This window comes from Hyphomonas sp. L-53-1-40 (genome assembly GCF_000682775.1).
In the GTDB taxonomy this organism is placed as follows: domain Bacteria; phylum Pseudomonadota; class Alphaproteobacteria; order Caulobacterales; family Hyphomonadaceae; genus Hyphomonas.
Map to the genome: position 1 here is coordinate 174062 of NZ_AWFI01000015.1, position 21321 is coordinate 195382.

Sequence of the window (21321 nt, forward strand, 5' to 3'; positions counted from 1 at the left end):
GGGAAACCAGTCGGCAGGTTCATGCGTAGGAGAGGCATAGGAGACCCCCATATGCGCCTCGCCCTTCCCGTCATTGCCGCCGCCCTGCTTGCAGCCTGTACGAGCCAACCTGATTATCGCGCCAGCGATTCGACGCCGCCGACCGTGCCGTCTGTCGATCTCGATCGGTATGCTGGCCTCTGGTACGAAATTGCCCGCTATCCGAATGGGTTTGAACGCAATTGCACGGGTGTGACGGCTGAGTATGGACTGAACCCCGATGGCACCGTGTCGGTGACCAATACGTGTTTCAAGGGATCGCTCGACGGAGAGAAAACGGTGGCTGAAGGCAAGGCCCGCATCGTGGAGGGATCCGGCAACAGCAAGCTGAAAGTGAAGTTTGCGCCCGCATGGGTTCCGTTCGCAGAAGGGGACTATTGGGTGCTGGCGCTGGAGCCGGATTATTCGGCAGCCCTCGTTGGCAGTCCGGACGGCAAGTATCTGTGGATCCTCTCGCGCACGGCGCAGCTTGATGCGAAAACCCTGGCGCGTCTGAAGACGCGTGCCGAAGAGCTTGGATACGAAACGGCTCCGCTCGAAATGACCCTGCAATCGGAACAGGGGTGACGATTATTGCGAGCTTTGGTAGGCGAACCGAATGAGCCTTCCCAATCTCGATGCCCACAATTTTGATGCCGAGCACCAGCACTGGATCACCGTGCGGGTCTACTATGAAGACACCGACTTCACAGGCATGGTCTATCACGCCAATTATCTCCGCTTTTTCGAGCGGGGGCGATCAGATCATCTGCGCGACGCTGGCGTCTCCCATCAATCCCTGCTGGAGCGGGAAGACCCGGCGGCTTTCACGCTGACGCGGGTTGAAGTGGACTATCGCAAAGCGGCGCGGGTAGACGATCTGCTACATATCCGGACGCGATATATCGGCACCGACGGACCCCGCATCCTTTTTTCCCAAACCTGTTTCAGGGGAGAGGAAATCATTGCAGAGGGTGAGATCACAGCTGTCATGATTCACGCCGATGGCCGTCCGCGTCGTCCGATCCGCGAATTGGTGAAGCAACTCGAAGCATATCGCTGGGAGGGCGAGTCTTGAAATTGATGCACCTGGCGCTGTGGGGCGCGTGCCTGACCTATCCGGCGGTTGCGCAGGCAGAAGCAGACTTTGATGCCGAGCGCGGTTTCTATGTTGCCGTGCGTGGATACGGGTCGATCGGGGACCAGAACAATCTGATCTTCGATGACAGCCGGGAGATCGCCGGGGCCCTGGGCTACCGGGTCAACCACTCTGTTCGTCTGGAGGCCGAATACGGATTCCGCTGGGCCAATATCGCGGGATTGAACGGTGCGAGCACGGCAAGTGGCGATTTCACAAGTCGCTCGATCGGGGTTCATGCCTTCTATGATTTCCGGGAAGGCCAGCGGTTGCGCCCATTCCTGGGCGCGGGCGGTGGGGCAGGGGTGCTCGATTTCAATTTCTCTGGCCCCGCGGACATCAATCCGGATTTCATCGTGGTCGGCAAGGACACCAATTCCAGTGCCTACTGGAATCTGTTTGCTGGCGCGACCTATCATCTGTCGGACAATTTCCGTTTGTCGCTGGGCAGTGAATACGTCTCGTATTCGGATCAGGCCGTCGCGTCGAACCTTGGCGGAATTGATGGCATCAACCGCGCCTACAACTTCTATGTCGGCACGCGATGGTTCCTGCCCGACTTGTCCAATTGATCGTAGGCCCGGTGCCAAATATCGGCCGATTGCCCACGTTTCGTTAAGAAAACACCCTTAGCCGTTAACTGTGCTGCGGAAACTGGCCATCCTGCCGTGTTTCTGCCGAATTTGGTGTGGATGAAGGGGTGTGCCGGTCCCGCTTGGGATGCGGCTGATCACCCATGACGCGTAGATAGGAGCTTTAGCCCCCATGGAATCAGAAGCGATAGGCACCGCCGCGAGTCATGCCGACTTCTCGCTCTTCAGCCTCATTATGGCGGCTGACCCAATTGTTAAGCTGGTGCTCCTGTTCCTGCTGTTGGCATCTATCTGGTCCTGGATGGTGATTGGCGAAAAGCTTTTCTCGCTGGGCGCTGTACGCAAGAAATCACGCCAGTTCGAAGAAGCCTTCTGGAGCGGACGCACCGAGGATTTCGACATGCGGCCCGGTCAGGCAACCAATGACGCCGCCAGCCGCGTGTTTGCGGCGGCTGCGCGCGAATGGTCTGACGCCAAGCGTTTGCAATCGGGTTCCGGTGAAGCGGCAGCCCTTGTCAGCCGCGCCGAGCGATCAATGCGCGCTGCGGTGGATCGCGAGATTGGGCGCGCCGGCAACGGTCTTGGAATTCTTGCGACCATCGGGTCTGCGTCGCCCTTTATTGGCCTGTTCGGGACCGTCTGGGGCATCATGAACGCCTTCCTCAATATTGCTGAACAACAGGATACCAGTCTGGGCACCGTGGCCGGCCCGATCGCCGAGGCGCTGTTTGCGACCGGCATGGGCCTCGTCGCAGCCATCCCGGCGGTCATCTTCTACAACAAATTCACCGGCGATCTGACCAAGCTGGGCGACCAGCTGGACACGTTCTCGCAGGATGTTCTGGTGCGTTTGTCGCGCCGTGCCTCTGAATCCGCGAGGGACTAGGCGATGGGATTGATCCTTGGTTCAGGTGGCAAGGGTGGACGGCGCGGCCGTCGCGCGCTGAATGCCGAGATCAATGTGACGCCTTTTGTGGACGTCATGCTGGTCCTGCTGATCGTGTTCATGATCACTGCGCCGCTATTGGTGCGCGGCGAGGAAGTGAATTTGCCGAAGACGAGTTCCGGCCCGATCAAGACCGAACCGAATGACGACCCGCTGGCGATTTCCATACGCGAGAATGGCGAGGTCTTCATTCAGACCACCCTTGTTGAGGATATCGCAACGCTCGGTCCGCAATTGCAGGCAATTATTGGCGAAGGCTACGAACAGCCGATCTATCTTCGCGGAGACGAGAACACGCCCTATGGCCGGATCATGGAAGTGACGGCCGAAATCCGGGCAGCAGGCTATACACGTGTGTCCTTTGTGACTGAACAAAAGAAGTAGGAGCGACCAGCCCCACATGCTTCGCGGCTTTACCATCTCGACCCTTCTTCACGCCTCCGTGCTTGCCGCGGCGGTGATGACGTGGCCGATGAAGAAGAGCGATTGCGACAAGCAGATCGAACGACTGGAACGTGAGGAGCCGGGCCTTTCGCCGGTCGACATCCTGCTGCGCCTGCCGCAATGCGCCAGCACGATTGATGTGCCGATCGACATTGTCGACATTGGTCTGGTCACGGACGTTGCGCCGATTCAGAAGGTGCAGGAGCCTGCCGAAGAGAAGCCTGAAGAGACCGAACCGGAAGAGCAGCCTGACCCTGTTGAGGAAGATGCCGAAATCGTCGAGGATCCGCCGGAAGAACCGGAAGAAGTGAACGAGACACGCGAGACCGAGACAGCCGAAGAGGAGCCGGTTGTCGAAGACACCAAGGCCGAGCCCGAGGAAAAGCCGAAAGAGCCTGAGCCAAAGAAGGAAGAGCCTCCGAAGAAGGAGCCGAAGCTGATCGAGAAGCAGAAGCCGAAATCGGAGTCTGACGAACTCGACTTTCTGAATGATTTCGAGGATATCCTGAAGGACAAGGCCCAGACCCAGCGCAAGGCTGCGCAAGAACAGGCCCCGCCTCCGATCAATAAACCGGTGCTTCAAGACGTCCAGCAGCCCCGCAAGGGTGCAGGGGAGCGGCGCGGTAATACGGCGTCCCTGCAAGCCGCGATGCGTCGTCAGATCGGCTATTGCTGGAATGGCGTTGATGATCTGCCCAAGGATGACCAGATCAATGTGGTGATCCGGGTCAGGCTGAACCTGGACGGCTCGCTGGATGGCAATGCAAGCCTTGTGACGCCGCGTTCGATGCCGATTGGCCGCCGCGGTGTAGTGGTGCAGCGGGCCCTGACAGCCGTGCGCCAGTGTGCGAACTACCAATTGCCTGAAGACGATTATGACGAGTGGAAAGATATCGAGGTCACAATCGGCCCGCTCAAGTGACCTGAATAGACATTCTGAGGAGAGTTTATAATGACCCGTATCCTGACAGCCCTGATGCTGGCCCTCATGATACCCATCGGTCTCGCCATGCCTGCAGCTGCGCAGCTGCAGGTTCGCGTTGACGAGGGTAATTTCCAGCCGACCCCGCTGGCCATTCCGGACTTTGAAGTCCGTGGCGCGAATGCCGAAATGGCTGAAGACATCGCCGATGTCGTCCGGGCCGATCTGGAATCGACTGGCCTGTTTGACATCCAGAACCCGGCTTCCTTCATCCAGAAGGATCTCTCGATTGATGTTCAGCCACGTTTCCCGGACTGGCGGATCATCCAGACCGAGGGCCTTGTCGTCGGCGCGTATGAAGAGTTGCCAGACGGCAAGATCGCCGTCTCGTTCCGCCTGTGGGACGTTTATGGTGGGGAAGTCATGCGGATCAACGGCCAGCCCGGCCGTCGCCTGACCACGACGCCAGACAATTGGCGCCGCATCGCGCACAAGATTGCGGATTCCATCTATAACCGCCTGACCGGTGAAGACCCATATTTCGATACGCGGATCGTCTATATTGCCGAGACCGGCCCAAAGACCGAGCGTGTGAAGCGCCTGGCGATCATGGATGCAGATGGTGCCAATCAACAATATCTGACTGCGGGGACGAACACCGTGCTGACGCCGCGTTTCAGCCCGTCAGCTCAGGAAATCACTTACATGTCGTATGAGGGCGGTCGCCCGCGCGTCTACCTGTTCAATATTGAAACGGGCCGTCAGGAATTGCTGGGCAATTTTCCGGGCATGACCTTCGCGCCGCGCTTCTCGCGGGATGGGGAGAGCGTACTGATGACGCAGGCCCAAGGCGGCAACTCTGAAATCTACCTCATGAATCTGCAGACCCGCCAATCGCGTCGCCTGACGGACCACCCGGCGATTGACACATCGCCCTCCATGTCACCGGACGGACGCGCCATTGTGTTCACGTCTGATCGTGGCGGCAGCCCGCAGCTCTACATCATGAACACGGATGGGAGTCCGCGGACCTGCCCCTCCGGTGGTCGGGATGTTGCTTGCCGCATCACCTTCAACAAGGGCCAGTATTCGACACCGGTCTGGAGCCCGCGAGGCGATCTGGTCGCCTTTACCAAGCAACTGGGCGGTCGATTTTACATCGGCGTGATCGGGACAGATGGTAAAGGCGAGCGCCTGCTGACCGAATCATACCTCGATGAGGGCCCGGACTGGTCGCCAAATGGCCGCGTGATCGTGTATTTCCGCGAAAGCCGTCCCGGCGCCGGTCCACAGCTCTGGTCGGTCGATCTTTCAGGCCGAAATGAGCGCAGAATGATGACCCAAACGGACGCTTCCGATCCGGCCTGGTCACCATTGTTGCAATAAATTCATGGCTTTCGCCCCCGGTTTTCGTCCGGGGGCGTTGCTTTTTGGAGACAAAGCGTCAAAATAGTATCGAATCTGGGCGGTCGCTATGCTTCCGCCCGATTGTCGCCCGAATTCTGTCAGAATATGGAGACAGATACCCGCTACACCCGGCACAACGTTGACAAACGCCAGCCGTTAAGGCGTCAATTAGCACTCAGGACATCCAGGGGAGTCTGAATAGCAATGAATACCACTTTTAAACTCGCAGCCGCAGCCGCGGTTGTTCTTTCGATCAGCGCGTGTGCATCCCAACCAGAGCCTGTTGAGCAGGTCGAGGAACAGGCACCAGTTGAAGTCGCTGAGCCAGCACCGGCTCCGGCTCCAGTTGAAGCAGCGCCAGCCGCACCGGTTGGCCCGCTCGCAGGCTCGCTCGAAGACTTCCGCGTCAACGTTGGTGAGCGCGTCTACTTCGACCTCAACGGCTACCGCCTCGATGTCGACGATCAGGAAATCCTGAAGCGTCAGGCTGCTTGGCTGTCGTCCTATCCGGGCGTTCGCATCATCGTTGCAGGTAACTGTGATGAGCGCGGCACCCGCGAGTACAACCTTGCCCTTGGCGAGCGTCGTGCTTCTATCGTGAAGGACTATCTGGTCAGCCTCGGCGTCGACCCGTCCCGCGTTGACACGATTTCCTACGGTAAAGAGCGTCCAATCGCTGCTGGTTCCGACGAGCAAGCATGGGCCCTGAACCGTAACGGCTTCACGCAAATTGTTTCCGGCGCAAACAGCTAGGTTTCTGCCGCGAATAGCTTCACAAGATGCAGCCGGGTGCCTTATTTTGGCCCCGGCTGTTTTTGTATGTTCGCCCACAATCCTCCGGAGGCTTCCCCCATGTTCAAAGCGCCCGCTCTTGTCCTCGCCAGCTTTTGCCTGATTGTTGGTCCTGCCGCCGCTCAGCGCGCTGCACCCATAACGCAAGGGGTCACCAGCTCCGACCTGTCGCAACAGGTGGCGCAGGCCCGCCAGCAAAGCGCGCAGGTTCAGGTCGAGGTCAATGGATTGACCGGAGATGTGATGCAACTGACCGGGCGGGTTGAGACGCTTGAATTCCAGCTCCAGCAACTGCGCGAGCAAAATGAGAACCTGTCACGCGACAATGAAGCCCTCATCGACGAGGCCGATGATTTGCGTACGCAGCTGGAAAATCAGTCTGCAGATATTGCCTCCCTGAAATCCTATCTTTCTGCGGCGGGCATCATGCCCGAGGCCGACCCCATGCCGGGCAATGTCGGCGGAGAGTTCGGGACGATGCCGGAAATGGGCGCAGCGACTGACCAGAGCTTCAATTCTGGCCCACGCCGTCTTGATGCACCCACCTCCATGGGTGAAACGACTTCGAATACGTCCGGCCCGACCCGCCTGACCATGGGCGGCGCAGCTACGGCCGGTGAGTCTCTACCGGAAGGTTCATTGGGCACGATTCCTGCCAGCGCCCTGCCGGGCGAAGCGGGCCCGCTCTTTGCTCTGGCGAAATCGAAGCTGATCCAGTTCGACTATGCTGGTGCGGAAGAGGCTTTCCGTGCCTTCCTTGAGCGGTTCGGCGATGACCCGCAAGCTGGTGAGGCACACTACTGGCTGGGAGAGTCGCTCTATCAGCAGAAGGCATATGCCGATAGCGGTGCAGCCTATACGACGATGATCCGGTCTTATCCCGACAATCCCCGCGCGCCCGATGCGCTGGTCAAGTTGGCGCGGGCAATGCGTCTGATCGGTGACAAGGAAAAGGCCTGCCTGGCCCTTGGTACGCTGCCGAGCCGCTATCCGGACGCTTCGGGTGTGACGCGGGATCTGGCTGCGGTTGAGCGAACCAAGTCCGGCTGTGACAACTAGACGACTTCCTGACACATGATAGATGCGTTTGATCGGCTCTGTGGCACCGCTTCAGGGCCGATTGGCATTGCGGTGTCCGGAGGCAGCGACTCGCTGGCTCTGCTCGTGCTGGCCCATGACTGGGCCGCGCGCTCAGGTCGCGATCTCGTGGCTTTCACTGTAGATCATCGTCTGCGCCCGGAGGCCGCCGATGAGGCGCGCCATGTGGCCAGTATTTGTGGGCAGTTCAGAATAGCTCATGAAACATTGGTCTGGGAAACGCCTGTATCAAAACAGGCGCTGGCCCGGCGAGCGCGGCATGGCCTGATGGCCGCGGCACTTCGGGCGCGCGGAGGGACGCGCCTGCTGCTGGGCCACACGTCTGATGATCAGTGCGAAACATTCCTGATGCGGGCACGACAAGGTTCGACCTGGTATGGCCTGGCCGGCATGCAATCGCGTGCCATGTCGCCGGTCTGGCCCGAAGGGCAGGGGGTGATGATTGCGCGACCAATCCTCTCACACAGCCGCCACGAATTGCGGACCTACCTGACCGCACGCGGAATCGTTTGGGTCGATGACCCATCCAATCGCAACCTGGCCTATGAGCGGGTGCGCGTGCGGGCGCTGCTGGACGGCCACGTTGATCTGAAAACGCGCATACTTGCCTGTCAGGCGCGTCTGCAGGACGTGCGGCGGCTGGAAGAGCGTTTGATTGGGCGCTGGATGGCCGATTGTGTTGCGTGGGATGGAGAAGGTAGCGCACGGCTGAATCTGTCCGGGCTACCGAGAGAGCGTCTGGAGCGTGCCCTCGGCCTGATGATTCAGATTGTCGGCGGAAAGGAAACGCCTCCACGGCGGGATGCCGTGCAGCCACTGGTGGCTCGACTTTCGGGCAGCGAGGCATTTCACGGAGCCACGCTGGGCGGCGTCCTGATCTACCGCAAGCAGGGGAATGTAGTTCTGTCGGCAGAGCCCGGAATCGCAGGTATGGCCGCCGATCCCGCGCTGGCGCACGCCCGTTTTGACGCGATGCAAGCGCTCTATGTCGGCGATACGTGACAAAACAGCCATTTTAAGAGCTTTTGAGTCGTTTTCATGCGATAAGCCCCCTATCTTACGGGATGAACACCGGAATTTGGAGCGAGACGCAAAATGAACGTCAGAAACTTGGCTATCTGGGGCGCAATCGCCCTCCTGGTCATCGGCATGGCCGTGGCCATGGGCGGAAACCCTCAGGCAGCACGTGCTGAAAAGGCCAAACTGTCTGTCATTTATGAACTGGTTGAGGATGGAAAAGTCGCGGATGCGACCCTCGGTGACCAGAGGATCATCGTCACCACCACCGACGGCCGGACCATGGTCAGCGAATTGCGGTCACTCGACATGACGACCCAGCAATTTCTCGAAGAGAACCAGGTGCCTTTCACGGTAGATGCCGACAGCGGCCAGAACACGTTCGCGTCCCTGATCTTCTCCATCCTGCCAATCCTGCTGATCGTCGGCTTTGTCTTCTTCATGATGCGCCAAATGCAGTCTGGTGGCGGTCGTGGCGCGATGAGCTTCGGCAAGAGCCGCGCACGCCTCCTGACCGAGAAGCATGGCCGTGTGACGTTTGACGATGTTGCTGGCGTGGATGAAGCCAAGGAAGAACTGCAGGAGATTGTCGAATTTTTGCAGGATCCGTCCAAATTCCAACGCCTTGGCGGTAAAATTCCCAAGGGCGCCCTTCTGGTAGGTCCTCCCGGTACTGGTAAGACCTTGCTTGCGCGCGCAGTTGCGGGCGAAGCGGGCGTGCCTTTCTTCACGATTTCCGGGTCGGACTTTGTTGAAATGTTTGTCGGTGTCGGCGCGAGCCGCGTCCGCGATATGTTTGAGCAGGCGAAGCGCTCGGCGCCTTGCATTATCTTCATCGATGAGATCGACGCCGTCGGACGCTCACGCGGTGCAGGCCTTGGCGGTGGCAATGACGAACGAGAGCAGACGCTCAACCAGTTGCTGGTCGAGATGGATGGTTTTGAAGCCAATGAGGGCATTATCCTGATTGCTGCAACCAACCGTCCGGACGTGCTTGATCCGGCATTGCTGCGTCCCGGTCGTTTCGACCGTCAGGTCACTGTCGGCAATCCTGACATCATCGGTCGTGAGAAAATCCTGCGCGTTCATATGCGTAATGTGCCATTGGCCAAGGATGTTGAAGCGCGCACAATCGCGCGGGGCACGCCGGGCTTCTCCGGGGCTGATCTTGCCAACCTCGTAAATGAGGCCGCTCTCCTCGCGGCGCGTCGCGGCAAGCGCGTTGTCGCCATGCAGGAATTCGAGGATGCCAAGGACAAGGTCCTCATGGGACCAGAGCGTCGCTCGATGGTGATGTCCGAAAAGGAAAAGGAACTGACAGCCTGGCACGAAGCCGGTCACGCGGTCGTGGCGCTAAAAGTGCCGGCTGCAGACCCGGTCCACAAAGCCACGATCATTCCCCGCGGGCGTGCGCTGGGCATGGTCATGCAGTTGCCGGAAGACGACAAGCTGTCCATGTCCAAGATCGAGATGACTTCGCGTCTCGCGATCATGATGGGCGGGCGCGTCGCCGAGGAGCTAAAATTCGGCGAAGACAATGTCACCGCTGGTGCAGCCTCTGACATTCAGCAGGCAACACGCCTTGCACGCGCCATGGTCACCCGCTGGGGCTTTGCCGACGCGGTCGGCCCAGTTGATTATGGCGATGACCAAGGCGACGTGTTCCTCGGCCAGCAGCTGATGCAATCCTCGCATGTCTCGGAAGAGACCTCGCGGAAGATTGAGGAAGAAGTACGTACGCTGATCCAGACCGGAATGGACGATGCTCGCCGGATCATGACTGAGTGCCGGAAGGATTGGGAGGCGATTGCCACCGGTCTTCTGGAGTATGAAACCCTGACGGGTGACGAGATTTCGGCTTTGCTCAAAGGCAATCCGCCATCGCGTCCTGATTTGGGCGATGATGACACGACGCCCGGCTCGGCTGTGCCGGTGATTGGCAAACGCCGTAAGCCCAAGGGCGATGGCGGCCTTGGGGATCCGGAGCCTAATCCGGCCTGATCGTTGGGTCCCAGCAGCAGATTGAAAAAGCGCGGTCAGTTAGACCGCGCTTTTTTGCTTTTATGCAACGGCTTGCCTTTCGCCTGCTGAATACTACCGTTATCCAGCGACTCAGGAACGTTCTTCTTATCGAAGGGTTCTGCCATTGCGCGTCCCTCTTGGCGGGTCTTGCGCGACGAAAAACAAAGCGGAGGCTGGCAGGCTTCATGTGCAATGCGCCCCTTCACGTGTCGCTCGACACCGGACACGAAATTCTCTTGAGGCCCGTCGGCCTGGATGACGAGCCACGCTTCCGGCAAATATTCCGATCCATGTCGCCGGAGTCGCGCTATCTGCGCTTTTTCAGCGGCGCCAATCCTGTGCCCGACTCAGTTGTCCACAGTCTCGCAAATGCGGATGGCAAGGTTCATATCGCGTGGGGCATCCTGGACGCTGATGAAGACGACACACCACTCATGGCAGCGGCCCATGCCATTCGCGCAGAGCCTGGCAGCAAGCGAGCCGAACTCGCGCTCGGCGTGCTGGATCAGTACCAGGCGCACGGCTTGTCCCGCCTGTTGATTGCGTCGGTGGCGCTTTCCTGTCGCGCGCAGGGCATCACTACGCTGGAGGCTGAAACGCTGCCAGAAAATCGTAAAGCCAACAGCCTGTTCAAGGCTCTCGGCGGCAAGGTAATTCGACCGTTACCGCCGACGACGGTGTGGGAATTTGAAGTGGATGATCTGATCGGCCAGCTCAAGCACATGGAAAAGCCGGAGGGCTTGCGAGCCGTGTTCAGCACAAACGGGTAAGTGCTTGCCTCACAGATAGTTCATGGCAAGTTCGAGGGCCCGGCCGACGATCTCCGGCGCCTCGCCAAAGACATCAATGTCAGGTGAAATCGACATGCAAATAAGCCCCCATCTGGATCAACCCGAAATGGAGGCTAATTTGGATTCGTGGCCTAGGAAACCCGTTCAACCATCATGTGCTTTATCTTTGCGATGGCTTTGGCCGGGTTCAGGCCTTTCGGGCAGACTTGGGCACAGTTCATGATCGTATGGCAACGATACAGCTTGAACGGGTCCTCAAGATCGTCGAGGCGCTCGCCGGTCGCTTCATCTCGGCTGTCGATCAGCCAGCGATAGGCCTGCAGCAGAGCTGCTGGCCCCAGATACTTGTCGCCATTCCACCAATAGGACGGGCAGGAGGTCGTGCAGGAGGCACAGAGGATGCATTCGTAGAGGCCATTCAGCTCTTCGCGGTCTTCCTCGGATTGTTTCCATTCCTTTTCCGGGTCTGGCGTAACCGTCTTCAGGTATGGCTGCACATAGGCATGCTGGGCATAGAAGCTGGTCAGATCCGGGATCAGGTCTTTCACCACCGGCTGCGAGGGCAGGGGCGCAATCGTGATGACGCCGCCCGGCAGTTCGTCGAAGCCCTTGGTGCAGGCAATCGTGTTCTGGCCGGCAATGTTCATGGCGCAGGAGCCGCAGACGCCTTCACGGCAGGAGCGGCGGAAGGCCAGCGTCGGGTCGACATTGTTCTTGATGTAGAACAACACGTCCAGGATCATCGTTCCCGCGCGATCCATGTCCACCCAATAGGTGTCCCAGCGTGGATTACCGCCCTCTTCCGGGCTGTAGCGATAAATCCGGAACTGGCGGAGATTGGTCGCGCCTTGCGGTTTCGGCCAGGTCTTGCCCTTTTTGGGCGCCGAACCTTTGGGGAGAGTAAGTTGAACCATGTCGTGCTCGCCTTGATATCCTAGTAAACCCGGGCCTTGGGCTCGATGTAGCTGATTTCGTTCGAAAGCGTGTAATTGTGCACTTCGCGATAGTCGATTGTGACCTTGCCGGCCTCATCGCACCAGGCCAGCGTGTGCTTCATCCACGTTTCGTCATTACGCTCCGAGAAGTCTTCGCGGGCGTGCGCGCCACGGCTTTCCTGACGGTTGGCCGCAGAGTTCACTGTGACAGCAGCCTGCGCGATCAGATTGTCGAACTCGAGGGCTTCAACAAGATCCGTATTCCAGACCATGCCCCGGTCTTTCACATCGATCCCTGGCGCTTTCTTGTAGACTTCCTCAATGGCATCGACGCCGTCCTTCAGAACATCGCCGGTGCGGAAGACAGCGCAATTGTTCTGCATGCCCTTTTGCATTTCGAGGCGGAGGGCTGCGACGGGTTGGTCGCCCGTTGCGTTGCGCAGGCGATCAAGGCGCGCGAGGTGGCTGTCGGTTGCGCCCTTCGGTAATTCCGGCTGGGTTGCGCCCGCTTCCGTGGTGGCGCCACAGCGCTGGCCGGCCGCGCGGCCGAACACGACAAGGTCGATCAGCGAATTGGAGCCGAGACGGTTGGCGCCGTGCACGGAGACACAGGCCGCTTCGCCCACGGCCATCAGGCCAGGCACAACCGAATCCGGGTCGCCATTCTTCTTCGTCAGCACTTCCCCATGATAATTGGTTGGAATGCCGCCCATATTGTAGTGAACGGTCGGAAGGACTGGGATCGGTTCTTTTGTAACGTCCACACCAGCAAAGATTTTCGCCGTCTCGGAGATGCCCGGCAGGCGGGCCGCCAGGACTTCTGCGCCAAGGTGTTCGAGATGCAGGTGGATATGATCCTTCTCTGCACCGACGCCGCGGCCTTCGCGGATTTCCATCGTCATGGCACGGGACACCACATCGCGAGACGCGAGGTCTTTTGCGGACGGGGCATAACGCTCCATGAAGCGCTCACCTTCGGAATTGGTCAGGTAACCGCCTTCGCCGCGCGAACCTTCGGTGATCAGGCAGCCGGAGCCGTAGATCCCGGTTGGGTGGAACTGGACGAATTCCATGTCCTGCAATGGCAGGCCGGCGCGCAGTACCATGGCATTGCCGTCACCCGTACAGGTGTGAGCCGAGGTGCAGGAGAAGAAGGCGCGTCCATATCCGCCGGTTGCCAGCACGACTTTCTGCGCGCGGAAACGATGCAGCGTACCATCATCCAGTTTCCACGCTGTAACACCGCGGCAGGCGCCTTCCTCATCCATGATGAGGTCGAGTGCGAAATATTCGATGAAGAATTCGGTCTCTTCCTTGACGCACTGCCCATAAAGCGTGTGCAGCATCGCGTGACCAGTACGGTCGGCCGCAGCACAGGTCCGCTGGACAGGGCCCTGACCAAAGTCACGTGTCATGCCGCCAAATGCGCGCTGGTAGATCTTGCCTTCCTCAGTTCGCGAGAAGGGCATGCCCCAATGCTCAAGTTCGTAAACAGCGGCAGGTGCTTCACGGCAAAGATATTCGATGGCGTCCTGATCGCCGAGCCAGTCTGACCCTTTGACCGTGTCGTACATATGCCAGCGCCAGTCATCCTCGCCCATATTTCCAAGCGAGGCGGCAATGCCACCTTGTGCAGCCACCGTGTGGGAGCGCGTCGGGAAGACTTTGGAGATACAGGCCGTTTTCAGGCCTGCCTGTGCGGCGCCCAAAGCTGCGCGGAGGCCAGAGCCGCCAGCGCCAACAACCACGACATCATATGTATGGTCGGTCCAGGTATAATTGCTCATCTTATGTTTCTCCCGCGAGGCTAGACGCCCGCGCCAATCCAGATTTTGAGAACCGACAAGGCCACCGTCACAAACAGCGCGATGCACGCAAAGCTGTTCAGGATGAGCAGGGCCGACTTGGTTCCTGTCTTCGCGATATAGTCCTCAATGACCACTTGCATACCAATGCGCATGTGAAAGAACGCCGCGCCGGCGGTCAGGATCAGCAGGATGGCATTCCAGGGCTTGGCGGCCCATACTTGCGCGTCAACGATATCGCCGCTCATCGCATTGATGATTGAGTAGACGAACCACGGTACGAGGAAGATCAGCGCGATGGCGGAGACGCGCTGACGAATATGGGTTTCGGTGCCGGACTTGGCCGAGCCAAGTCCACGAGCCATTTTGGCAGGCGTAATGAAATCGTGTGAAGACATGTCCGTCGCCCCCTAAAGCAAGGTCGTTGCGGCGAAGATGGCCGCAGCGCCAAAAACGGCGAAAAGATAAATGAACACCGACACGGTGCTGGCTGTTTTGGGGTCAAATCCGATATGCGGCCCATCCCAGAGCAGGTGACGGATGCCATTCGCGAAATGATAGAGTACCGCGACAGCCCACAGGAACAGGATGACCTGACCATACCAGGCTGAGATGACGCTTTCGATCACACTATACCATTCGGCATTGGTCGCGAGAGCAACGATCCAGGCCGTTATAAGAAAGCTTCCGAAATACAGGGCTGTGCCGGTAATTCGGTGGGTGATGGACGCGGCCATCGTAATGTGGAAACGCCAGATCTGGAGATGTGGCGACAATGGGCGAGGATCTGCCCGGGAAGTGGTTGCCATGAGGGATGACCTTGCTTGCCTGCAATGAACGCTTTGGCTTGGGTTCTAGGTTTCTCTATGGTCCTGTCAACGCCACAGGGCTAGGGAGCGACAATATGAAACCTTTTCTTTTTGCACTTGCCGCAGGGGCGCTCACAGCCGTGCTGGCACAGGGGGCTGCTGCAGATCCGCTCGACGCGTTGATTCCAGCCTATGAGTCTTATGTGAACGCCGTCAGTCCCGAAGATGCCGCTCGGGAAGAGAATCGCGCACCTGATCGCTGGGCGGATGTCCGGCTGGCCTCAATTGCGGCCCAAACAGACGCCGCGCGAGCCCTTCTGAAAGATGTGCAAAAAGCTGAAACCGAACATGTCATCGATCAGGCGATCCTGATTCGCCTATTGAAATCGGACATCATCTGGGCCGAGACAGGTTCGGCCCGCATCCCGTTCACAGGTGATTGGGGTTTCCAGGCCGAACCTGTCTTTGCCGCGATGCGGACAGACCTCGACAGCGTGGAATCCGCCGAGGCCTGGATCGCGCGCCTGAACGACGTGCCACGCTATTTCGCCGAGAATATAGAGAATATGAGGCGGGGGATCGAAACCGGCTGGACCGCCAACCGGGACCCTCTCGAAACCGTAATCGACCAGATCCGAGAGCAGATCATGGATGATGCGTCTGAAAGCGGCCTGTACGCGCCGTTCAAGGCTCTACCCGAAGACATGGACCCCGAAGTCGCCGCGGGTCTCAGGGCGGAAGGCCTTGAGGCGACCGCCCGGGCCATTTCCGCCTATCTGGATGTCCTGCGCTTCCTTGAAATCGAGTATCGGCCGTATCTGCGTCAGGGTGCAGGAATCGCAGATCTCGAGAATGGACGCGAGGTTTATGCTGCGGCGGTTGAGCACTTCACAGCCGGGGCCGGCTACAGTCCGGAAGAGATCCATCTTCTTGGTCAGTCGGAAGTCGCGCGGATCCGGGCTGAGATGGAACAAATCATCGCAGAAATCGGCTTTGAAGGCAGCTTTGAAGACTTCCTGACCTATCTGAGGGCCGATCCTCAATTCTACGCCCAGTCTGCCGATGAGCTGATGGACGCTGCCGAAGAAATCTCCTCACGCTTGCGCGCAAGTTTGCCGGATTATTTCGGCACGCTTCCGGAGCTGGAGTTTGAGGTCCAGCCCGTGCCAGATTCGATCGCGCCGGGCTATACGACCGGCCGTTATGTATCGGGCGATCCGGAGGAGGGGCGCCTCGGCATTTACCTTGTGAATACCTATGCCCTGGACCAAAGACCGCTTTACGAACTGCCCGCCCTGTCCGCGCATGAGGCCGTTCCCGGCCATCATCTTCAGATTGCGCTGGCCCAGGAAATGTCAGACCAGCCGGACTTCCGGAAGAACTACTATGCGACCGCTTTTGGCGAAGGCTGGGGGCTATACGCTGAGCGGATTGCGGGTGAAGCGGGCATTTATCGCACACCTTATGAGCGCTTCGGCGCACTATCCTATGAGATGTGGCGGGCGTGCCGTCTCGTCGCGGATACCGGTTTGCACTGGTATGGCTGGACACGGTCACAAGCCGAAGCGTGTTTCATTGAGAATTCCGCGCTCGCCCCGCTGAACATCCAGACGGAAGTGACCCGCTATATCGGCTGGCCGGGGCAGGCGGTTGCCTACAAGGTGGGCGAGCTCAAATTCCGCGCATTGCGGGCCAGGGCTGAGGCAGCCCTGGGCGAGGCATTTGATGTGCGCGCATTTCATGATGCGGCACTTGCAGAGGGCGCTGTACCCCTAGATGTGCTGGAGGCGCGGATTGATGACTGGATTGACACCCAGAAAACGAGTTCCTCGCCCCCTGACGTCTTGCCAAACTGAGCCTTCATGAAACTCACCATCATAGAGACCGGGCTCGTGCCCGAGCCCATTCGGGCGAACTTTGCGGATTATCCGGAGATGTTCCGGAATCTGATATCTGCCGCTGACCCGGATATCGAATTCGAAACTGTGTCGGTCATTCAGGGAGAACCGTTACCTGATATTGCCGGGGTGGAAGCGATCCTGATCACGGGGTCTCCTGCGGGCGTGTATGATGACTATGACTGGATCGCGCCGCTGATGCAGTTCATTCGGGATGCGGCCTCAGCCAGCGTGCCACAGGTCGGTATCTGTTTCGGCCACCAGATCATGGCGGAGGCATTGGGCGGAAAGGTTATCAAATCTCCCAAAGGCTGGGGGATAGGTCGGCATTCCTATGATGTGAAAGCATGTCCCGACTGGATGGGGGGGGACTGCCCGGCAACGATTTCCGTGCCGGTTAGCCATCAGGATCAGGTCGTTGAATTGCCGCCGGGTGCCAGCGTGCTGGCGCGGTCGGATTTCACGCCATTTGCGGCAATAGAGTATGGCAAGACACCGGCCATTTCATTTCAGTGTCATCCGGAATTTGATGCTGATTATTCTGCCGCCCTTTACACAATCCGGAAGGGGCGCCCGTTAACGGAATCAGCAGTGAATGGGGCGATCCAGAGCCTCGTTGCGCCGCTAGACAACGAGCGACTGGGCACCTGGATCGCCCGGTTCATTCGGTCGGTGCACTAGCCAAAGCGATAGCGAACGCCGACTGAGAACAGATTCTGCTGGTTCTCGATATCCAATGTGCCCGGGAACAGATCATTGCTGACTTCAATGTCCTCAGTGGCCCGGTAGGCATACTCGCCATAGACTTCCCAAGTATCTGTCACGAGCCATGTCGCGCCAGCTTTGACCTGATAGGCGAACTTGGTTTCGCCATCGTCGATCACACCCACACCTGATGGATTGTACTTCACGTCTACATCGGAAAAGCCGATTCCTGCGCCAACATAAGGCTGGATAGTGCTTGTACGGTTAAAGTCATAGTAGACATTGGCGAAGACAGACGTACTGGAAATATCGCCACGGCCATCCGCAACTATTTCAGCGACTGTCGCGCCAAGCGGTGTCGGGCTGCCCGCAATCGAAGCGGCGTCCAGTGCGTCTATGCTGCCTCCCCCAAGCGTTACCTGCGAATGGGTGTCGACATCAGCTTCTGTCAGTGACAGTTCAACTCCACTGCGGAACCCATTGGCATAGCGCGCGCCGACTTCACCGCTAAATCCGGTGCCGTTGTCGAATTCCGTATTCCAGCCATAAGGCGTGCCGGAGGCAACATCGAGTGTGGTGTCATCGCCTAGATTTCCTGTCGTGAACGCACCGGTTGTGCCGGAGTTGTCACTGTCTGATTGACTCAGGTAGCTGACCGAGCCGCCTGCATACCAGTCCTGAGCAATTGCCGGCGTTGCGAGCATAGCAGCAGCCGCAAGTGATATTGAGAGTTGCGAGATTTTCATGGGATCCTTCCTCCATAGCAATTTTGATGTTGCTTTGGGTACGGAACCCATGCCCGATCAGATGATTAACAATCGGTCATGTGTTGTGGAGTGTGGCGCAGCTCATGCATGCTTTATTCGAAATGATACACTTATAGTGTAGGGACGCACAAAATCTTCGGAGACGTACGCATATGATGCCCAAACCGCTGGCTGACATTAAGCCAAACACGCTGGAATTCGAGATCCTGCCGCTGGTGAAGCCAACAGGCTTTCGCGAATATGATGCGCGTTGGTGGTTCAACGGAATCGGTAAGGAGAAGGCACCGGAACTGAATTTCACCGGTGTTCAGGCGCTGGGCCTCGGCATGGCAACGCTGTTCCATGAATTGGGGGTCGAGCCCAAGGTGGTGACCGGGCATGATTTCCGCTCGATCAGTCAGCCGATCAAGAACGCGCTCATCCTCGGCATGGTGCAGGGCGGCTGTGAAGTACTGGATGTGGGCCTCGCGCTGTCACCAATGGTCTATTGGGCACAGTTCGAGCTGGATGCAGCCTGCTGTGCCATGGTGACGGCGAGCCACAACGAAAATGGCTGGACCGGGGTCAAGATGGGGGCCGACAAGCCGCTAACATTCGGACCAGTTGAGATGGGCCGCCTGAAAGAGATCGTCATGGGAGGCGAGTTTCAGCCCCGCGCGGGCGGCGGTCATTTCCGGGTCGATGATTTGCGGGACAAGTATATCAAGGCAGTCGTTGGCGATACGAAGCTTAGTCGTCCGATCAAGGTGATTGCGGCGTGTGGCAATGGCACTGCGGGCGCGTTTGCGCCGGATGCGTTGCGCATGATGGGTGCAGAAGTTGTCGAGATGGACTGCAACCTCGACAACACGTTCCCGAAATATAATCCCAACCCGGAAGATGCAGAAATGCTGCATGAAATGTCGAAGGCCGTGAAAGATCTTGGCGCTGATGTCGCGCTCGGTTTTGACGGTGATGGCGACCGCTGTGGTGTTGTGGACAATACAGGCGAGGAGATCTTCGCGGACAAGATCGGCCTGATGTTGGCGCGCGATTTGTCGAAACTCTACAAGGACGCGACTTTCGTCGTCGATGTGAAGTCAACCGGCCTCTACAAGACCGATCCCGTGCTGAAGGAAAATGGTGCGACGGTCGATTACTACAAGACCGGCCATTCCTACATCAAGCGCCGCACCAATGAGTTGGGCGCGCTGGCTGGTTTTGAAAAGTCCGGTCACTTCTTCTTCCAGCCTCCGATTGGGCTTGGTTATGATGATGGGCTGGTTGCGGCCAAGGCCATTCTCGAAATGCTGGATCGCAATCCGGGCAAGACAATGGCTGACATGAAGGGGGAGCTGGGCGTTGCCTACACCTCGCTCACCATGTCACCGCATTGCGACGATGAAACCAAATATGGTGTCGTCGACAAGATGGTCGCTGAATATGAGGGTCTGAACGGTACCGAAATCCTTGGTCGGAAAGTCATTGACGTGAATACTGTCAATGGTGCCCGCGTGACACTGGAAGACGGGTCCTGGGTTCTTATACGGGCGTCCTCCAACAAGCCGGAACTGGTTGTGGTGGTTGAATCCATGACGAGCGCCGACGATATGCGTGATCTCTTCCACAAGGAAATCAAGCCGCGCCTCAGCAAGCACCCGGAAGTCGGAGCATATAATCAGGAAATCTGATCCCTTTCTGCCAAGGGAAACGCTTTAGAACATGATCAGGCCTGTATCGCCCGGAGCGGGCCTGATCCATTTTAACCGGGCAGAATGTCTCGCAGCATCCCGCGTGGGCCGGGTGTGAAGTGCCGTCTGGTGAACTGGCCAGAATGGCACACTCAGCCCCTTGACCAACTGGCATAAAAATCGCACCCCCTGCCGCGAAGACACTAGTATCTTGTGAGGATTTTTCATGCGCGTTGCGATGATTGGAACGGGCTATGTCGGCCTTGTCAGCGGAGCCTGTTTTGCCGATTTTGGGCACGTTGTAACATGTGTCGACAAGGATGCATCCAAGATTGAAAAGCTGGAAGCTGGCATCATGCCGATTTTCGAGCCCGGGCTGGACAGCCTGGTTGAGAAGAACGTCAAGGAAGAGCGTCTGTTCTTCACGACCGAAGCCAAGGATGCGATCCGTGATGCCGACGCCGTCTTCATTGCGGTCGGCACGCCCTCGCGGCGCGGCGATGGACATGCCGACCTGTCCTATGTCTACGCGGCGGCTGAAGAGATCGCCGAACTCATGGATGGCTTCACCGTGATCGTCACCAAATCGACTGTTCCGGTCGGTACGGGCGACGAAGTTGAGGAAATCATCCGCAAGAAGCGCCCTGATGGCGAATTTGCTGTGGTGTCCAATCCTGAATTCCTGCGTGAAGGCGCGGCGATCAAGGACTTCAAGATTCCCGACCGTGTGGTTGTTGGAACCGATGATGAGCGCGCCCGTGAAGTCATGCAGGAACTTTATCGTCCACTCTTCCTGAATGAGACGCCGATTCTGTTTACGGCCCGGCGCACATCTGAACTGATCAAATACGCCGCCAACGCCTTCCTCGCTGTGAAAATCACCTTCATCAATGAGATGGCGGATCTTTGCGAAAAAGTCGGCGCGAATGTTCAGGAGGTCTCTCGCGGCATTGGCCTGGACGGTCGGATTGGCAAGAAATTCCTGAATGCCGGTCCGGGCTATGGGGGTTCCTGTTTCCCGAAAGACACGCTGGCGCTGACCAAGACGGCCAATGACCATAATTCTCCCGTTCGCATCGTCGATACGGTGGTTGAGGTGAACGCTGCGCGCAAGAAGGCAATGGCTGAAAAGGTCATTGCGGCCATGGGTGGCGACGTGAAGGGCAAGACAATTGGTGTGTTGGGCCTCGCGTTTAAACAAAACACGGATGACATGCGCGACGCGCCAAGCCTGGACATCATTCCGGCTCTCCAAGCGGCCGGTGCCAAGATCCGGGCATATGATCCGGAAGCTATGGATGAAGCAGCGCATCTGCTGAGCGATATCGAATTCGCAAAGAGCGCATATGACGCTGTTCAGGATGCCGACGCGATGGTGATTATCACCGAATGGGACCAGTTCCGCGCATTGGATTTTGAAAGAATCAAGGAAGCCCTCAGCACAAACATTGTGGTAGACCTCCGGAACATCTATTCACCGGACGACATGGCGGCTCGTGGTTTCAAGTATACATCCATCGGTCGCCCGTCTATCTGAGGCGCTT

The 21321-nt window shown here is 58.2% G+C and carries 21 protein-coding genes; 16 read left to right on the top strand and 5 right to left on the bottom strand.

Annotated elements, in window-relative coordinates; translation table 11 throughout:
* Positions 1-51 precede the first annotated feature (51 nt).
* The 12 genes from L53_RS10015 (at position 52) to L53_RS10070 (ending at position 11167) form a co-directional block, all read left to right on the top strand.
* On the top strand, positions 52-606 hold the full coding sequence (locus L53_RS10015) for a lipocalin family protein (protein WP_051607793.1): 555 nt from the start codon (positions 52-54) through the stop codon (positions 604-606).
* 31 nt (positions 607-637) lie between these two features.
* A complete protein-coding gene (locus L53_RS10020; RefSeq protein WP_034814779.1) occupies positions 638-1096 on the top strand; it encodes a YbgC/FadM family acyl-CoA thioesterase in 459 nt (152 codons plus the stop codon).
* Positions 1097-1101: 5 nt separating this feature from the next.
* Positions 1102-1728: an outer membrane beta-barrel protein gene (locus L53_RS10025; RefSeq protein WP_233347762.1), complete on the top strand. Its 627-nt coding sequence runs from the start codon at positions 1102-1104 to the stop codon at positions 1726-1728.
* A gap of 193 nt (positions 1729-1921) precedes the next feature.
* Positions 1922-2635, top strand: coding sequence for a protein TolQ (gene tolQ / locus L53_RS10030; protein ID WP_034814783.1), 714 nt, complete (start codon positions 1922-1924; stop codon positions 2633-2635).
* 3 nt (positions 2636-2638) lie between these two features.
* The gene (locus L53_RS10035) at positions 2639-3079 is read left to right on the top strand and encodes an ExbD/TolR family protein (protein ID WP_034814786.1); all 441 of its coding nucleotides are present in this window, start codon (positions 2639-2641) and stop codon (positions 3077-3079) included.
* A 16-nt stretch (positions 3080-3095) separates the two neighbouring features.
* Positions 3096-4061 carry a hypothetical protein gene (locus tag L53_RS10040; protein ID WP_034814788.1) on the top strand — a complete coding sequence of 322 codons (966 nt, stop codon included), beginning with the start codon at positions 3096-3098 and terminating at the stop codon, positions 4059-4061.
* A 30-nt stretch (positions 4062-4091) separates the two neighbouring features.
* Positions 4092-5447, top strand: coding sequence for a Tol-Pal system beta propeller repeat protein TolB (tolB, locus tag L53_RS10045; protein WP_034814790.1), 1356 nt, complete (start codon positions 4092-4094; stop codon positions 5445-5447).
* A gap of 225 nt (positions 5448-5672) precedes the next feature.
* Positions 5673-6221: a peptidoglycan-associated lipoprotein Pal gene (pal, locus tag L53_RS10050; protein ID WP_034814792.1), complete on the top strand. Its 549-nt coding sequence runs from the start codon at positions 5673-5675 to the stop codon at positions 6219-6221.
* 99 nt (positions 6222-6320) lie between these two features.
* On the top strand, positions 6321-7319 hold the full coding sequence (gene ybgF, locus L53_RS10055) for a tol-pal system protein YbgF (protein WP_034814794.1): 999 nt from the start codon (positions 6321-6323) through the stop codon (positions 7317-7319).
* Positions 7320-7334: 15 nt separating this feature from the next.
* Entirely contained in the window at positions 7335-8360 is a 1026-nt protein-coding gene (gene tilS / locus L53_RS16405; RefSeq protein ID WP_051607794.1) for a tRNA lysidine(34) synthetase TilS, read from the top strand.
* Between the two features lie 93 nt (positions 8361-8453).
* Positions 8454-10376: an ATP-dependent zinc metalloprotease FtsH gene (gene ftsH / locus L53_RS10065; protein ID WP_034814802.1), complete on the top strand. Its 1923-nt coding sequence runs from the start codon at positions 8454-8456 to the stop codon at positions 10374-10376.
* A 206-nt stretch (positions 10377-10582) separates the two neighbouring features.
* On the top strand, positions 10583-11167 hold the full coding sequence (locus L53_RS10070; protein ID WP_051607795.1) for a GNAT family N-acetyltransferase: 585 nt from the start codon (positions 10583-10585) through the stop codon (positions 11165-11167).
* Between the two features lie 152 nt (positions 11168-11319).
* On the opposite strand, the gene L53_RS10075 is transcribed toward L53_RS10070, so the two are convergent.
* Genes L53_RS10075 through sdhC form a run of 4 tightly spaced genes read right to left on the bottom strand, consistent with a single transcriptional unit; the run spans position 11320 to position 14737 of the window.
* On the bottom strand, positions 11320-12102 hold the full coding sequence (locus L53_RS10075) for a succinate dehydrogenase iron-sulfur subunit (RefSeq protein ID WP_034814804.1): 783 nt from the start codon (positions 12100-12102) through the stop codon (positions 11320-11322).
* Between the two features lie 20 nt (positions 12103-12122).
* Positions 12123-13910, bottom strand: a complete 1788-nt coding sequence (gene sdhA / locus L53_RS10080; protein ID WP_034814806.1) for a succinate dehydrogenase flavoprotein subunit — start codon at positions 13908-13910, stop codon at positions 12123-12125.
* Between the two features lie 20 nt (positions 13911-13930).
* Complete coding sequence (sdhD, locus tag L53_RS10085) at positions 13931-14326, bottom strand: succinate dehydrogenase, hydrophobic membrane anchor protein (RefSeq protein WP_051607796.1); 396 nt, start codon at positions 14324-14326, stop codon at positions 13931-13933.
* 12 nt (positions 14327-14338) lie between these two features.
* A complete protein-coding gene (sdhC, locus tag L53_RS10090; RefSeq protein ID WP_034814808.1) occupies positions 14339-14737 on the bottom strand; it encodes a succinate dehydrogenase, cytochrome b556 subunit in 399 nt (132 codons plus the stop codon).
* Positions 14738-14832: 95 nt separating this feature from the next.
* Between sdhC and L53_RS10095 the strand changes: the two genes are divergently transcribed.
* Both L53_RS10095 and L53_RS10100 read left to right on the top strand, forming a co-directional pair.
* A complete protein-coding gene (locus L53_RS10095) occupies positions 14833-16593 on the top strand; it encodes a DUF885 family protein (RefSeq protein WP_034815185.1) in 1761 nt (586 codons plus the stop codon).
* 6 nt (positions 16594-16599) lie between these two features.
* Positions 16600-17316, top strand: coding sequence for a type 1 glutamine amidotransferase (locus L53_RS10100; protein ID WP_034814810.1), 717 nt, complete (start codon positions 16600-16602; stop codon positions 17314-17316).
* Here L53_RS10100 and L53_RS10105 read toward each other — a convergent pair.
* Complete coding sequence (locus L53_RS10105) at positions 17313-18086, bottom strand: porin family protein (RefSeq protein ID WP_034814812.1); 774 nt, start codon at positions 18084-18086, stop codon at positions 17313-17315. The two genes, L53_RS10100 and L53_RS10105, sit on opposite strands and share 4 nt — an antisense overlap.
* Positions 18087-18262: 176 nt before the next feature.
* Between L53_RS10105 and L53_RS10110 the strand changes: the two genes are divergently transcribed.
* Both L53_RS10110 and L53_RS10115 read left to right on the top strand, forming a co-directional pair.
* The gene (locus L53_RS10110) at positions 18263-19777 is read left to right on the top strand and encodes a phosphomannomutase/phosphoglucomutase (RefSeq protein WP_034815187.1); all 1515 of its coding nucleotides are present in this window, start codon (positions 18263-18265) and stop codon (positions 19775-19777) included.
* A 226-nt stretch (positions 19778-20003) separates the two neighbouring features.
* Positions 20004-21314 carry a UDP-glucose/GDP-mannose dehydrogenase family protein gene (locus L53_RS10115; RefSeq protein ID WP_034814819.1) on the top strand — a complete coding sequence of 437 codons (1311 nt, stop codon included), beginning with the start codon at positions 20004-20006 and terminating at the stop codon, positions 21312-21314.
* Positions 21315-21321 lie beyond the last annotated feature (7 nt).